Origin of the sequence: Pseudomonas sp. MPB03, from assembly GCF_046605385.1 — a bacterium.
GTDB classification, from domain to species: domain Bacteria; phylum Pseudomonadota; class Gammaproteobacteria; order Pseudomonadales; family Pseudomonadaceae; genus Aquipseudomonas; species Aquipseudomonas zanjanensis.
In genome coordinates, this window is record NZ_CP176770.1 from 2,367,418 (window position 1) to 2,380,985 (window position 13,568).

General features: G+C 59.0%; 15 protein-coding genes. 14 read left to right on the forward strand and 1 reads right to left on the reverse strand.

Going from position 1 to position 13,568, the window contains the following annotated elements:
• Nucleotides 1-2 precede the first annotated feature (2 nt).
• Entirely contained in the window at nt 3-995 is a 993-nt protein-coding gene (locus ACLH0I_RS10410; protein WP_411386964.1) for a hypothetical protein, read from the forward strand.
• Nucleotides 996-1,009: 14 nt separating this feature from the next.
• On the opposite strand, the gene ACLH0I_RS10415 is transcribed toward ACLH0I_RS10410, so the two are convergent.
• The gene (locus ACLH0I_RS10415; RefSeq protein ID WP_411386965.1) at nt 1,010-1,741 is read right to left on the reverse strand and encodes a S24 family peptidase; all 732 of its coding nucleotides are present in this window, start codon (nt 1,739-1,741) and stop codon (nt 1,010-1,012) included.
• Nucleotides 1,742-1,820: 79 nt separating this feature from the next.
• Here ACLH0I_RS10415 and ACLH0I_RS10420 point away from each other — a divergent pair, with 79 nt between their 5' ends.
• The 13 genes from ACLH0I_RS10420 to ACLH0I_RS10480 all read left to right on the forward strand — a co-directional run bounded on the left by ACLH0I_RS10420 (nt 1,821) and on the right by ACLH0I_RS10480 (nt 13,568).
• Nucleotides 1,821-2,081, forward strand: a complete 261-nt coding sequence (locus ACLH0I_RS10420) for a hypothetical protein (protein WP_411386966.1) — start codon at nt 1,821-1,823, stop codon at nt 2,079-2,081.
• Between the two features lie 332 nt (nt 2,082-2,413).
• Nucleotides 2,414-2,932 carry a phage regulatory CII family protein gene (locus tag ACLH0I_RS10425; RefSeq protein ID WP_014339658.1) on the forward strand — a complete coding sequence of 173 codons (519 nt, stop codon included), beginning with the start codon at nt 2,414-2,416 and terminating at the stop codon, nt 2,930-2,932.
• Nucleotides 2,925-3,152: a TraR/DksA family transcriptional regulator gene (locus tag ACLH0I_RS10430; protein WP_014339657.1), complete on the forward strand. Its 228-nt coding sequence runs from the start codon at nt 2,925-2,927 to the stop codon at nt 3,150-3,152. The genes ACLH0I_RS10425 and ACLH0I_RS10430 overlap by 8 nt, the downstream gene beginning before the upstream one ends.
• The gene (locus ACLH0I_RS10435; RefSeq protein ID WP_411386967.1) at nt 3,142-5,361 is read left to right on the forward strand and encodes a VapE domain-containing protein; all 2,220 of its coding nucleotides are present in this window, start codon (nt 3,142-3,144) and stop codon (nt 5,359-5,361) included. Before ACLH0I_RS10430 ends, ACLH0I_RS10435 begins: the two co-directional genes overlap by 11 nt.
• Nucleotides 5,354-5,713: a hypothetical protein gene (locus tag ACLH0I_RS10440; protein ID WP_181289210.1), complete on the forward strand. Its 360-nt coding sequence runs from the start codon at nt 5,354-5,356 to the stop codon at nt 5,711-5,713. Before ACLH0I_RS10435 ends, ACLH0I_RS10440 begins: the two co-directional genes overlap by 8 nt.
• 512 nt (nt 5,714-6,225) lie before the next feature.
• On the forward strand, nt 6,226-6,570 hold the full coding sequence (locus tag ACLH0I_RS10445; RefSeq protein ID WP_411386968.1) for a phage holin family protein: 345 nt from the start codon (nt 6,226-6,228) through the stop codon (nt 6,568-6,570).
• A 147-nt stretch (nt 6,571-6,717) separates the two neighbouring features.
• Nucleotides 6,718-7,320: a hypothetical protein gene (locus ACLH0I_RS10450; protein ID WP_014339653.1), complete on the forward strand. Its 603-nt coding sequence runs from the start codon at nt 6,718-6,720 to the stop codon at nt 7,318-7,320.
• Nucleotides 7,321-7,324: 4 nt separating this feature from the next.
• Nucleotides 7,325-9,337 carry a phage terminase large subunit family protein gene (locus ACLH0I_RS10455; RefSeq protein ID WP_411386969.1) on the forward strand — a complete coding sequence of 671 codons (2,013 nt, stop codon included), beginning with the start codon at nt 7,325-7,327 and terminating at the stop codon, nt 9,335-9,337.
• Nucleotide 9,338: 1 nt separating this feature from the next.
• Nucleotides 9,339-9,545, forward strand: coding sequence for a phage head-tail joining protein (locus ACLH0I_RS10460; protein WP_411386970.1), 207 nt, complete (start codon nt 9,339-9,341; stop codon nt 9,543-9,545).
• The gene (locus ACLH0I_RS10465) at nt 9,545-11,026 is read left to right on the forward strand and encodes a phage portal protein (RefSeq protein WP_411386971.1); all 1,482 of its coding nucleotides are present in this window, start codon (nt 9,545-9,547) and stop codon (nt 11,024-11,026) included. Before ACLH0I_RS10460 ends, ACLH0I_RS10465 begins: the two co-directional genes overlap by 1 nt.
• Nucleotides 11,023-12,159 carry a head maturation protease, ClpP-related gene (locus tag ACLH0I_RS10470; protein ID WP_411386972.1) on the forward strand — a complete coding sequence of 379 codons (1,137 nt, stop codon included), beginning with the start codon at nt 11,023-11,025 and terminating at the stop codon, nt 12,157-12,159. Before ACLH0I_RS10465 ends, ACLH0I_RS10470 begins: the two co-directional genes overlap by 4 nt.
• A gap of 2 nt (nt 12,160-12,161) precedes the next feature.
• Entirely contained in the window at nt 12,162-12,509 is a 348-nt protein-coding gene (locus tag ACLH0I_RS10475; RefSeq protein WP_411386973.1) for a head decoration protein, read from the forward strand.
• A gap of 63 nt (nt 12,510-12,572) precedes the next feature.
• Complete coding sequence (locus ACLH0I_RS10480; protein WP_411386974.1) at nt 12,573-13,568, forward strand: major capsid protein; 996 nt, start codon at nt 12,573-12,575, stop codon at nt 13,566-13,568.

A 13,568-nucleotide genomic window follows, 5' to 3' on the forward strand; every position in this document is an offset into this window, starting at 1 on the left:
ACATGGAAAAATTCTTACCTGCGACCTTTCTGGAGTTTATTGGGGGTGGATTAGCAGTCGTTGCTGTTCTTGCAGGATTGCTGTCGTTATGTGCCAATCTAAGAACGCACCTACTACGGATTCTTGCAATAACATTTATATGTGCTTTGGCCATTTTTTCTAACCATGTTACTACTTACTTTGTAGCTATATTCGTCATTGCGACCGCTGTTACTGAACTTGAGTTCTTACAAAACCTGGCTGCGATAGTGCGAGGGAACAAAGAGTATTTCGATTATCGCAAAGAGGTTCTATCTACGGACGTTAAGCTTAGAAATATAGCTGCCGAAGTCACGCAAGCTTCTACAGTATCCGCTGCTCCTTTAGCAGATCCATGCATGCCTGATCCTGCTCAGGACGATTCTCCCGCTAAAGACGATTTGCATGCGGAGGGGGGACCAACAAAAGGTCAGGATACGACTGGTAGTGAGCAAGACGGTGCTCCTCCCGTAGCTGATGAACGTGATATTGGAAAGGTCCCCATTGATGTTCCAATTTCAGGTGAGCTTTCGAATGAAAAAGAGTCTGGTTTTGACCTCGAATCAAGCTTGTCTGCTTCAGTCAAACGAATCTATGAGCTGGAGACGAAAGCGTTAGATAGGTTGGAAAAGCTTTATGGTAAGGGTATTGAGCGAGGGGTAAAAATCGTTAGCACTAATGGTGCTTCGGTTCAGTTGGATGGGCTAATCACTAATAATGCTCAATATCCTGATGTGCTTTTTGAGTTGAAATATATACGATCTGCACAAAACTTTATTTCGTGGGCTAAACTTCTTGGTGTGCATTTAAGTAGTGTGGCAAAACGATATGAGGGGATTACAAATAAAGCGGCAGAAGTGCACTTTGTAATTATTATGGAGGATAAAATTAAATTAACTGCTAGGCAAAGAGATGTGTTGAATGCCTTGCCCATAGCTCGGACGATGATTATTCATACAGGGGAGTTAAATTCTTAAAGGGTTTATAAAGATCATTCAGGAATAAATGAGCCCACAACCTTTCCGCAAATGTGGGTTTCTTCTGTGATTTCTATAATTGGGTACTGGGGGTTTATAGGTCTAAGGAATTGTTTTCCTGCATCTTCCACTAAAATCTTAAAAGTGGCTTCATTAGTCCTTGGTAGCCTTGCAATGACACGGTCTCCAGTTTTGGTTTCAGCTTCCGGGTCTACGAAAATAATACAGCCTGTTGGATAGCTACGACCTGGGCCTGGATTAGTCATTGAGTCGCCTAATACTTTTAAAGCATATCCTTGGCTGCTAATTGAAACAGGGCATGACAGCCAGGTATCGGCATCGTAGGGTTCCAGATTTGAAACAGCCTCGCACCAAGCTCCTGCTTGAACCCAAGAAATCAGCGGTACCTTGCCAAATCGCTGGTTGATCTCGCTTACATTGTTGCCATTAAAAACTAGGTCTTGGTCTACTTGGCTTCCCCCAGTTTTCTCTTTCGGCAGGACGCCATACTCCAGCCATTCGCGACGTACCTTCAGCCATGAGCAAAGGGCGGCCACGCTGTCTACCTCGGGCATCGCTTCGCCATTCAGCCATTTGCTGATCGCTTGCGTAGTTTTAAAGACGCCATAGCTTTTCAGATTGCGATGAACATCCACACCTCGCCCCCGGCGGCGAACGCCGGAATCATCAAGTGCCTCGTGTAAGCGTTCGCTAAAAGCTGAACGAAGAGAATTTTTATCAACCATGAGTTGAGAGTCTCACAAAGGTTGCGCAATAGTCAGTTGATCTATAACATCAACCGCGAGTTGATAAATGGAGGCTGTCATGTTGGACCCCGCGGATTTTCCGAGCGCAATTGCGTTCGCGTTTGAAGCCGTAGGCGGCATCGGGGCCGCCGCGAAGGTATGCAATAGAAGCTACCAAGCATTGAACAAATGGCGTCAGGCTGCATGCCTGCCGCGTACGGATTACACAGGTGAAACCCAATACGCGGAGCTGTTGGCCACTGCTGCGAAGCAGAAAGGCAACGCGTTCCAAGCTGCTTGGCTGTTGAACGCTTCGGCTCCGCAAAAAGCTGCAGCGTAATTAGAAAAAAGGCGACCCAAAGGTCGCCCAGTTCCTCCCGACACGCACCACCACAGCGCTGTCGGGTCGCGATAAAGGTAGGCGGGCACACCACATGCAAACCACCTCCCTTTATCGCGCTTTCCCAAGGCTCGGAAGCCTTGGTGTTGCTGCCTTTTCCACCACAGATTGGGCAGCTGTTGCGCCAGGGGTGAGCAACGGATTGCTTGCCCCGGCACGGTGCCGGTGTTGATCCCGAAGATCTAGCCGGCGTCTGGGCCCTTTCAAGCCACGCGGCAAATGTATCACCACTGCATGTCGCGCGGCACTGGCAACTTATTAGGATTAATGCCATGAGCCGAATCGCTCTGAGTTGCGTCGAACGAGCACAGCGGGAAGTCCTGCCGCTCGATCTGGCGCTTTACCATGCCGCTCGGGACTACCCTGGCGGTGCCGCTGCAATTGCCGCCACCACCGGCCGAAACCCCACCACGCTGCAGCACAAGCTGTCCCCCACGCACCCTAGTCACTCGGTGAACATTCAAGAGTTCGGCGAGATCCTTGAGCTGACAAAGGACAGGCGCATTCTGGATGCGGTGCATGCCTTGGTCGGAGATACGATCTGGCATGAGCTGTCTGAGGTGTACACCACTGACATGCCCGAAACCCTGACCATCGGTCTTGCCGAGTATTTTCGGCAGGTGGCCGATCTGGCCGACACCTGGGCCAAGAGCATTGGCGATGGGGTGGTCAGTGATCACGAGTTGGCAGCGATCCGCCTGCAGGTGTTTCGAGGTATTCAGGGGCTGCTGGGCTTGTTCAATCGCGCCACGTACGTCAACCAGACAACTCGGGGTGACGGCCGTGGCTGATATAGCTGATTTTGCCAATGACTTGGTGCAGGAGCGCATTGATCAGGCGCTTGCTGCGCGCAGTGCGTTCAAGCCGGCGTTGCCTGGCCATTCGTTGTTGTTCTGTGAAAGCTGTGACGATCCGATCCCCGAGGCGCGGCGACTGGCCCAGCAGGGCTGCACGCAATGTGTGAACTGTCAGTCCATTGATGAGATGCGGGAGGCTCGTCATGCTCGATGACGTGCTGAATCAATTTGCGGACTTCGGTCTGGAGCCCGCGCAGCCACTGCTTTACGGCAAGCTGACTCGGTGCAAGACCGCCTTGGATAAGGGCAAAGAGAAAAACGGCTGGTACGTTCTCCACGAGCACCACACCGAGAAAGGCGAAACTTTGATCTTCGGTGCGTTCGGCGACTGGCGTACAGGGGAAACGCAAAAGATCAAGGTGAAGCCCGGCCGGATGACGCCTGAAGAGCGTGAAGTCATGCGCGCCCGTCAGGAGGAGGCCAAGCGCAAGGCCGCCGAGAAGGCTGCCAACGCTGCCCGTCGAGCGGCTAACCGTGCTGCTGGTTTATTCAAGCGGATGCCCGAGAAGGGCCGTAGCGCCTATCTGGATCGAAAGCAGATCGTAGGCCTAGGCGTTCGTTATGCCCCGCGCTCCGGCGCGGTTTTGGTGCCCATGCAAAACGCTCGGGACCAGATCGTCGGGTTACAAGTGATATTCCCCGAGAAGCAAGAGGACACTGGCCGCGACAAGTCTTACTGGCCCTATGGGATGGCGAAGGAGGGTGCTTTCCATCTCATTGGTCCGCACCCTGAACCGGGCGAGCCAGTGTTGGTGTGTGAGGGCTACGCCACCGGTGCAAGCCTGCACATGGCGACCTCGTTGACGGTCGCCATTGCCTTTGATGCGGGCAACCTGATGATGGTCGCCAAGGCGATGCGCGAGCGGTTCCCGGGGCGTCCACTAATCATCTGCCGGGATGATGACTGGAAAACCAAGCGCCCAAATGGCGAGCCCTGGAACCCAGGTGAAGAAAAGGCCAACAACGCGGCCACGGTTGTTGGCGGCCAGGTAGTTGCCCCGATCTTTTCGGGTGAACGAGAGAACAAGTGGACCGACTTCAACGACCTGCACTGTGCTGAAGGATTGGAGGCGGTGCGCCGCCAAGTTCTGGCGGTGGTCAAGCCACCTGCAGCGGGTGGCTGGAAAGACCTGTTGGCCCGCACAGAAAACGGCATGTTGATCGCGCACATGCAAAACGTCGAGCTGATCCTGGGCAACGACGAACGCTGGGCCGGTGTGATTGGCTTCAGTGCGTTCAGCTCCAAGATCGTCAAGCTGCGTGCTGCCCCGTATGGCGGCGGTGTCGGCGATTGGGCTGACATTGATGACATGCTGGTCATGAAGTGGCTCGCGCAACAATACAACCTGCGGGTCAAGGCGAGCAGCGTTATCGAGGCTGTCAGTGTTGTTGCCCATGACCATGCCTTTCACCCTGTACGCGATTACCTCAATGGCCTGGAGTGGGATCGGGTACCTCGGCTCGACACTTGGTTGACAGACATCATGGGTGTGGCCCCGACGGATTACAGCTCCAAGGTCGGTAAGCGCTGGATGGTGTCGGCGGTCGGCCGTGTGATGCAGCCGGGCTGCAAGGCTGACTCAGTGATGATCCTCGAAGGCGCACAGGGCGCCGGTAAATCCACGGCCATGTCGGTGCTGGGTGGTGCCTGGTTTATGGATACCCCCTTCGCCTTGGGCGACAAGGATGGGTTTCAGGCGATTCGCGGCAAGTGGATCGTTGAGCTGGGTGAGCTGGACAGTTTCAACAAGGCCGAGTCCACCAAGGCGAAGCAGTTCTTCTCGGCCTCGACGGACACTTACCGCGAGAGCTATGGCCGCAGAACGATGGACGTGCCACGCCAGTGTGTTTTCGTGGGTACGACGAACCAGGATGAATACCTGAAGGATGCCACGGGAAACCGGCGGTATTGGCCGGTGGCTTGTACCAAGGTGGATCTGGACCAGTTGCGCGAGATCCGTGACGAGCTGTGGGCCGAGGCGATGTTTTGCTATCAGTCTGGCGATATCTGGTGGGTTAACCGGGAGGAGGCGCCGCTGTTCGCCGAGGCGCAGGAAGAGCGCTTCGTGGTGGATGAGTGGGAAGGCCCGATCCTGGCCTGGCTCGAAGAGTCCCAGCTTGGCGAGACTGCAACCGGCACCGACATTCTGCTGGGGGCTTTGAAGCTGGACTTCGGTCACTGGGGCAAACCAGAACAGATGCGGGTCGGTGCGATCATGCACCGGTTGGGTTGGCGCAAGGTCCGGCTACCCGCGTTGCCTAAGAGTGGCGTCCGGCCATGGGGATACAAGAAGCCACAAGATTGGGGCAGGGCATCGAACCTGAAAGTGCAGCCGGTCGAGGAGCCATGTTTCGATGATTAAGGAGATCGATGCGCGGCTGCGTAAATGGGCCGAGGATCTGCATTGCGGCCTGAGTGCCGGCGGGCTCGCCGGTGGGAACATGGTTGCCATGATGATGGAGAGCAATGGGCAATTGATTCGAGGCCGGCGGGCGTTCCGTGCGCCGCTGGAAGGTTCGCTTGATATCGAGCTGATCGTGACCAAACATCTCGATCCTCTGCATGTGCAAATCGTGCGAGAGCACTACTGCAACCAGGACAGCGACATGCGCTTGAAGTATGCCCACTGCGGCTGCGGGCGCGACACCTACTACCAGCGTCTGCATGACGCGCACTTGTGCATCTATTGGCTGCTGATGGGAGTTGCTGCTTGACCCCGTTTGCGTCCGAGGCTGTCCTACCGGCTCGCCTTGTCCCACTGCTGTTCGATGCAGTTGGACAAGCGCGGGCCGCGCTGTTGTTGAGCTGTCCTACTGTCCAACCTTCCAGCACGTCCCGCCCATGTGTGAGCGTAGCGGGAGCGCATACGCGCCCATGGCGCGCACGCGTGCTCTTAGCTTTTTCTCTTTACGGGAGAGAAGAGAAAATAAAGTAGGACAGTGGGGCAGGCCCCGATTCTAGGCGCCTGTAGCTGTCCTACTTCGATCAGAGATAGTGGGACAGGAAGGACAGCGCCCCAGGCGCTGGAAGCCGAAATAAAGATATTCGCCGACATTGCCTAGGCGTTCACCAGACATTCACCGGGTGGCATTAAAACGGGCTTGCTGCCACCGGAATCGACCTGTAAAAAGTACTCATCTTCGATAGGTGCGACCGCATAAAGCGGCAGGCACCACACACCTAACCCGGCCCTTGCGCCGGGTTTTTGCGTTTAAGGGGCGGGGCAATGACGAGCGAGCAGCAAGCACTGGCAGAAATGCCGATCTGGTTAGTAATTCTTCTGGCCCTGGTCGGCGGCGTATCGGGGGAGATGTGGCGGGCCGACAAGGATGGGGCGCGGGGCTGGGCGCTGTTGAGGCGCCTGGCACTGCGGTCCGGTGCCTGCGTTGTCTGCGGGGTGTCGGCGATGATGCTGATGATCGCCGCCGGCATGTCGCTCTGGACAGCGGGCAGTCTGGGCAGCATCACCGCGATGGCCGGCGCCGATGTCGCCATCGGCCTTTACGAACGCTGGGCCGCCAAGCGGCTGGGTGTAGCAGAGGCACCGCCGGCCGGTGGCGGGCAGGGATGATTTTGACGCCGGGGACCCTGCCGTTTTCCCTGGGGTACGGGGTCGCAAACCCGCGGGAAAGCGTTAGTGGAAGGGTTGCCAGCTTACTGAAATTCAACCCATTGAAATTGAAAGGTCTGCATTGAAAAGCCGTTGAAAGGAGGGCTCATGACAGAACCACAGTACCTGTCGAAGAGCGCCTTCGCGGCCCGGATCGGCAGGGCACCGAGTTACATCACCTGGTTGAAAAACAACAACCGGCTGGTGCTCAGTGCCGACGGCAAACAAGTTGATGTTCAGGCCAGTGAAGCGTTGATTCGCGACACTGCCGACCCGAGCAAAGCCGCCGTCGCCGAGCGTCACCAGCAGGACCGGATTCAGCGTGATGTGTACGGCCAGCTTTCAACCTCGGTTGAGCCGACTTGCACGGCTGCGCCGCCGCCCGCGAACACCCCTGCGGGGCAGCTCCCCGACTTCCAGAAAGCCCGCGCTCTGCGCGAGCACAACCTGGCCCAGCTCGCGGAAATCGAGCTGCACAAAGCCAAGGGGTCGCTGGTCGCATTACCCGCTGTGAAATTGGGTGCCTACAACGCTGGCCGCCTCCTGCGCGATCAGCTGTTCGGCATGCCGCCACAGTTGGCGCCAGAGCTGGCGGTGATGACCGACCCCTGGGAAATCGAAAAGCACCTGACGGCGGCGTTGCGCCGCACGCTGGAGGACGCGGAGCGCCTGTCCTCGGCGGACCTTGAACACGCCCTGAACACGAGTTGAGCCTATGCCCACGGAAATTCCTGACGGTGCAGAGGTGTACCGCGAGGCGTATTTCCGTGGGCTGCGTCCCGACCCGGATGTCTGGATCGATGTATGGGCCGACGAATACATGCGCATCCCGCGTGACACCGGCGCCGCCGAGCCCGGCCAGTACCGCACGTCGCGTACACCGTATGCCCGCGAACCCATGCGTTGTTTGTCACCGGCGCACCCCTGCAAACGCGTGGTGACCATGGTCGCCTCGCAGTTGATGAAAACCCAGATCGCCTTGAACTGGATCGGCGGCCTTATCCACATGGCTCCGTCGAACATCCTGACGTTGCTGCCGAGTCTGGGCTTGGCGAAGCGGGTCTCTTCGCGGATTGGCAAGACCATTAAGGCCACGCCGGTCCTGCGCGAACGGGTGGCCTCCAGCCGCTCGCGAGACTCGCGCAACACCATGGACACCAAGGAGTTCGAAGGCGGGTCGCTGTACGTCACCACAGCCGGCTCGGCGGCCAACCTTTCGGAGCTGTCGGCGCGCTACGTCTACGGCGACGAGATTGACCGTTGGGAAGTGGACATCGGCGAGGAGGGCGACCCCATCGAGCTGGCGGAAACGCGGGGCAGTACGTTCGGTCGCAATGCGAAGTTCTACTTCTCCAGTTCCCCAACCATCAAGGGCGCCTCGCGGATCTCCGACTTGTTCGAGGGCAGTGACCAGCGGCACTACTACGTGCCGTGCCCGACCTGCGGCCACATGCAGACCCTGGAATGGGAACGCCTGCACTACTCGCGGGATTTTAGCGTGGTGCACTATCAGTGCGCAGGCCCTGATTGTGACGTGCTGATCGAGGAATACCACAAGGCCGAGATGCTCGCCAAAGGCGAATGGCGCGCCCATGCCGAGGGGGACGGTGAGACGGTGGGGTTTACCCTCAACGCCTTGTATTCACCGCTCGGCTGGATGGACTGGAAGTCCCTCGCCAAGCAGTTCGAAAAGGCCAAGAAAGCCCAGGCCAAGGGCGACCTTGAACCGATGCAGGTGTTCTACAACACCCGTTTGGCGAAGGTCTGGGACAGCGCCCAGGAGCAAACCAAGGCCGATACCCTGAAGCACCGGGCACGCCTGGAGAACTTCACCCTCGGCTCGATGCCGGCCGGTGTGCTCATGATCACCGGCGCCGTTGACGTCCAGGCCAACCGCCTGGAGTTCATGGCGATGGGCTGGGGCGTCGGCATGGAGCGCTGGGTCATTGACTACCAGATCGTTGCGGGCGACCCGGCAGATGATCGCACCTGGGCGGCGCTGGACGAGTTGCTCAAGGCCAAGTACCGGCATCCGTGTGGTGTCGGCCTGGGCATTCTGGCAACGGCTGTCGACTCCGGCGGCCATCACACCGACGAGGTTTATCAGTTCTGCCGCGCACGACGCTGGAGAAACGTGTTCGCCATCAAGGGCGCGAGCAAGCCCGGCAAGCCGGTAATTGCCCAGCGGCCATCCATGGTGGACGTGACCTGGAAAGGCCAGACAGAACGCAACGGCGCCGAACTGTGGTTTGTCGGTACCGACACGGCGAAAGACTGGATCTACAACCGCTATCCATTCGAGTCAGGCCCGGGCGCGTTGCACTTTGCCAGTGACCTGCCGGACGACTTCTTCGCGCAGTGCGTAGCTGAACGTAAGGTCGCCCGGTATGTGCGGGGCCACAAGCGCATCGAATGGGTCAAGGGCAAGGCCGAGCGCAACGAAGCCCTCGACCTGATGGTGTACTGCCTCGCCATGGCGCATTACCTGGGTATCAACCGCTACAAGGAGCATGACTGGGAGCGGGTCCGTCAGGCCCTGGCGCAATCTGGGTTGTTCGATGACGCGCTGGGCATCAAGCCCGTGCAGGGCGAACGAGTCACTCAGCCGGTTCCGGCGGCCTTGCCACAGCCGACACCACAATCCGTCGCCCAAACGGCTCAACCACGACCCGCTGCACCACCCCCTCAACGCCGCAGTTCCACCAGCGGCTATCTGAAGAGACGCTGATATGTCCTTTACACAGAAGCACCTCGACGTAATTGAGGCGGCCATCGCACGCGGTGAGAAAGTCGTGCGCTACACCGACCGAACCGTGGAGTACCGAACCGTCGACGAGCTGATCAAGGCCCGCGACGAGATCCGCACCTCTCTGGTCAACGCGGCCGGGCCGCGCTCCCGCGTAGTCCGGCTTTATCACGGAGGCAAAGGAGTCTGATGGCCCGACACTATCCGACGCTCAGCCGTAGCGGATTCTTGTTGCCGTCGAACATCAAGGCCAGTTACGAAGGCGCCGGAGAGGGTCGCCGTTCCACTGGCTGGGATGCGCCCGACAACGGAATCAACAGCATCAACACACCGGCACTGCGCAACCTGCGCGGCCGGTCACGGGCGGCGGTGCGCAACGACCCGTATGCCTTTAACGTCATCGACAAACGCGTCAGTAACTTGATCGGCACGGGCATCACACCCAGGCCGAACACCGAAGATAACGCGCTTCGCAAGCTGCTGCAGCTGCTATGGGATGACTGGGTGGACGAGTCGGACGTCGATGAGCACACCGACTTCTATGGGCAGCAGGCGCTGGTCGCTCGCACCGTCGAGACTTCCGGCGAATGCTTTGTCCGCTTACGACCCCGCCGCCTGGACGAGGGGCTGGCGGTGCCGCTCCAGGTGCAGATCCTCGCGCCGGAGTTTGTGCCCCACGACAAATTCGAGACCACGCGCACCGGCAACGCCATTCGTGCTGGCATCGAGTTCAATCCGGAGGGCAAGCGGGTGGCCTACTGGATGTACCTGTCGCACCCCCGCGACGGCGTATCGCTGAACGCTGGTTACAACCAGCTGGTACGGGTGCCGGCATCGCAGGTGCTGCACATCTTCGAACCGGTGGAGCCGGGGCAATTGCGCGGTGTACCGCGCCTGTCTCCCGTACTCAAGCGCCTGCGTAGCCTGGATAACTATGACGACGCAGTGCTGTTCCGGCAGGAAGTAGCAAACCTCTTTGCCGGATTCATCAGCCGCCCGGCGCCGGAGTCTGGCCCCGTGCCAAGGGATCCTGTCACCGGTGAGCCGCTGAGCTTTGACCGTGACGGATTCACGCCCATGGTCGCGCTGGAGCCCGGCACCATGCAGGAGCTGGGGCCGGGTGAGGAGGTTGAGTTCTCCAAGCCACCGGACGCAGGCAACAACTACCCCGACTTCATGCGTCAACAACTGATGGCCGCAGCTGCGGGCACCGGCACGCCATACGAGATCCTCACTGGTGACATGCGTGAAGTGAATGACCGGGCGTTGCGCGTCGTGTTGAACGAGTTCCGGCGCCGCCTGGAACAGCTTCAGTTTGGCGTTTATGTGCACCAGCTCTGCCGCCCGATCCGTGCCGCCTGGATGGACATGGCGGTCCTGTCCGGCGCCTTGGTGCTGGACGACTACGCCAAACGGCGCCGCGAATACCTGCGCACACGCTGGGTGCCGCAAGGCTGGGCCTACATCCAGCCCGTCCAGGATGTGCAGGCCCGCCGTATGGAAGTACAAGCCGGCTTCGCCTCACGCAGCGAAATGGTCACCCGCACCGGTTACGACGCCGAAACCGTCGACGCGGAAAACGCAGCCGACAACGCTAGAGCCCAGGCGCTGGGCCTCAACTACAACACGCACGAAGCCGTCGAGGTTACTGACGACAAGGAGCAATCATGAGCAAACCAGCGCTTCCGCGCATTTACAACAGAGCCGGCCAGCGGGTGAACGTCCAGGACAAGACCTGGTACGCCATGCAGGATAGCGGCGAAGCCGAGGAGCGGATTATCGAGGTGTTCGTCTACGGCGAGATCGGTACCTGGGGCATCACGGCAAATCAGTTCGTGCAGGATCTGCGCGCCATGGACGACGGCGTTTCGCCGGTTATCGCCGCATTCAACAGCATTGGCGGCGATTTGTTCGATGGTCTGGCGATGCACAACGCGTTGTCCCGCTTGGGCGAGCGTTGCACCGGCCGTGTCGATGCCCTGGCGGCCAGCGCGGCCAGTGTCGCGGTCTGCGGTGCGCACCGCGTGGTCATTGCCTCCAACGCCATGCTGATGATCCACAACCCATGGACCTATGCGGCAGGGGACGCTGAAGACTTCCGCAAGGTGGCCGACGTCCTAGATCAAACCATGGAGGCGATCATCGCGGCCTACAAGGCCAAGGCGCCGGACATCGACGAAGCCGAGCTTCGGCGTCTGGTGGCGGCGGAAACCTGGCTGACTGCCAACGAAGCGGTGGCCCTGGGGCTGGCCGATGAGGTGGGCGATGGGGTGAAGGTCAAGGCGTGTTTGGGGCAGGGCGCCGTGCTGCAGCGTTACCAGCATGCCCCGGCTGAATTGCTTGCCCAACTGGACGAGCCACCTGAGCCGGATATCGAGCTGGAGCCTGAACCTACTGATCTGCCCCAGGAGCCTCCTGTGGCGAACTCGGCCAAGCTGGCCTTGATGATCACCCAGCGTTGTACGGCGGACGGCATCAGCAACCTGATTGAGCCGTTGATCAACTCGACCAAGCTGGAAAGCGAGGCCATCGTCCTGGCTGGCGTGGCCCGTGCCAAAGCCGTAAACGATCTGTGCGTTGCCGCACGACTGCCTGAGTTCAGCGCCGAGTATGTCGCGGCCGGTCTGGATGCCGCCTCGGTTCGAGCGCGGCTGTTCGACAAGTTGGTGGGCAGCGGCAAAGGCTTCGAGATCGACAACAGTCTCCCGCTCGGTGAGGACGAGCCACCGAAAATCAAAGCACAGCTGCCTAATCCCAGCAGCATCTGGTCTGCCCGCCGGCAGGCCGCCCGCAAAGGAGCATGATCATGAGCAATATCCATCGCGAACCGGTTCACGCCGGTGAGTTTCTGCTGTCTGAAGGTGCGGGAAAGATCTCTCGCGAAGCAATCAACGTCGTGGCGGGGCCCGCTCTGATTGCGGGACAGGTGCTGGGGATCGTGACCGCTACGGGCGAGTTCGCACCTTACAACCCCGTTGCAGAAGACGGCAGCGAGAACGCGGTATGCATCCTCTACGCCTCGCTTGGCGAGTCCGACGTCAGTCGTCGCGGCCGCGCTGTGGTGCGCCTGGCCGAGGTCAGCGAAAGCCTGCTGACGGGGTTGGACCTGGCTGCTGAAAAGGACCTGGCTGCGCACTTCATCATCGTTCGTTAACGCTCACAGCTCTTTCTTTCCGATCCCGCCATGAGCGGGCTTTTTACTTTCTGGAGTACGCACATGGCTGACATCGCCATTTTTGAAGATGATGCTTTTGGAGTGGCCGCTTTGACCGCTGCCATCAACGAGCAAGAGTTTGTCCCGGGTCGTCTTGCCAGCCTCGGTCTGTTTGAGGAGGAAGGTGTGACAACCCTGACCGTTCAAATCGAGAAGGACGGTGACAAGCTGGCCCTGGTGCCAGCGGGTGAACGTGGTACCTCTGGCCTGGTTGTCAACGGCAGCAAGCGCGTGCTGTTGCCCTTCAACACCATCCACTTGCCTGAACGTTTCACCATCAAGGCTGACGAAATTCAAGGCATTCGCGCCTTCGGTACCCAGACCGAGCTGCAGGCGGTGCAGGACGTCGTCAACAAGCGTCTGGACAAGGCACGACGACAGTTGGACGCCACCCACGAGTTCCATCGAATGGGGGCTTTGAATGGCAAGGTGCTCGATGCCGACGGCACGACGGTATTGTTGGATATCTATGATCGATTCGGTGTCCAGCGACAGACCCTGCCGATGGGGCTTAACGACCCTGAAACCAACGTGCAGGTGCAGTGTGTGGAAGCGCTGGACATGCAAGAGGACGCGCTGGGTAACGTAACCACTACATCCTCGCGAGCGTTCTGCGGCAAGACTTTCTGGAAAAAGCTGATCGCCCATCAGTCTGTAGTTAAAACCTATGAGGGCAGTCAACAGGCAGCGGCCTTGCGGGGCGATGGCCGTGAAGCTTTCGAGTTCGGTGGGATTTCCTGGGAGCGCTATCGGGGCAAGGTCGGTGGCATCGCCTTCATCCCAGATGACGAAGCTCGCCTGGTGCCGGAGGGTGTTTCGGAGATGTTTCTGTCAGCCTATGCGCCGGCCGATTACATGGAGACTGTCAACACCCAGGGGCTGCCGTACTACAGCAAGCTGGAGCCGCTTCCGTTCGGCAAGGGGATTGCGGGCGAGGCGCAATCCAACCCGCTGCACATCTGCACTCGGCCACGCGCCGTTATTCACCTGACGCTCTAA

Excerpts from the sequence above, each read along its gene's own strand:
- ACLH0I_RS10465 (WP_411386971.1), top strand. The coding sequence starts at position 9,545 with ATGGCCCGACACTATCCGACGCTCAGCCGTAGCGGATTCTTGTTGCCG.
- ACLH0I_RS10480 (WP_411386974.1), top strand. The coding sequence starts at position 12,573 with ATGGCTGACATCGCCATTTTTGAAGATGATGCTTTTGGAGTGGCCGCT.
- ACLH0I_RS10460 (WP_411386970.1), top strand. The coding sequence starts at position 9,339 with ATGTCCTTTACACAGAAGCACCTCGACGTAATTGAGGCGGCCATCGCA.
- ACLH0I_RS10415 (WP_411386965.1), bottom strand. The coding sequence starts at position 1,741 with ATGGTTGATAAAAATTCTCTTCGTTCAGCTTTTAGCGAACGCTTACAC.
- ACLH0I_RS10450 (WP_014339653.1), top strand. The coding sequence starts at position 6,718 with ATGACAGAACCACAGTACCTGTCGAAGAGCGCCTTCGCGGCCCGGATC.
- ACLH0I_RS10440 (WP_181289210.1), top strand. The coding sequence starts at position 5,354 with ATGATTAAGGAGATCGATGCGCGGCTGCGTAAATGGGCCGAGGATCTG.
- ACLH0I_RS10455 (WP_411386969.1), top strand. The coding sequence starts at position 7,325 with ATGCCCACGGAAATTCCTGACGGTGCAGAGGTGTACCGCGAGGCGTAT.
- ACLH0I_RS10410 (WP_411386964.1), top strand. The coding sequence starts at position 3 with ATGGAAAAATTCTTACCTGCGACCTTTCTGGAGTTTATTGGGGGTGGA.
- ACLH0I_RS10475 (WP_411386973.1), top strand. The coding sequence starts at position 12,162 with ATGAGCAATATCCATCGCGAACCGGTTCACGCCGGTGAGTTTCTGCTG.
- ACLH0I_RS10425 (WP_014339658.1), top strand. The coding sequence starts at position 2,414 with ATGAGCCGAATCGCTCTGAGTTGCGTCGAACGAGCACAGCGGGAAGTC.
- ACLH0I_RS10435 (WP_411386967.1), top strand. The coding sequence starts at position 3,142 with ATGCTCGATGACGTGCTGAATCAATTTGCGGACTTCGGTCTGGAGCCC.
- ACLH0I_RS10470 (WP_411386972.1), top strand. The coding sequence starts at position 11,023 with ATGAGCAAACCAGCGCTTCCGCGCATTTACAACAGAGCCGGCCAGCGG.
- ACLH0I_RS10445 (WP_411386968.1), top strand. The coding sequence starts at position 6,226 with ATGACGAGCGAGCAGCAAGCACTGGCAGAAATGCCGATCTGGTTAGTA.
- ACLH0I_RS10420 (WP_411386966.1), top strand. The coding sequence starts at position 1,821 with ATGTTGGACCCCGCGGATTTTCCGAGCGCAATTGCGTTCGCGTTTGAA.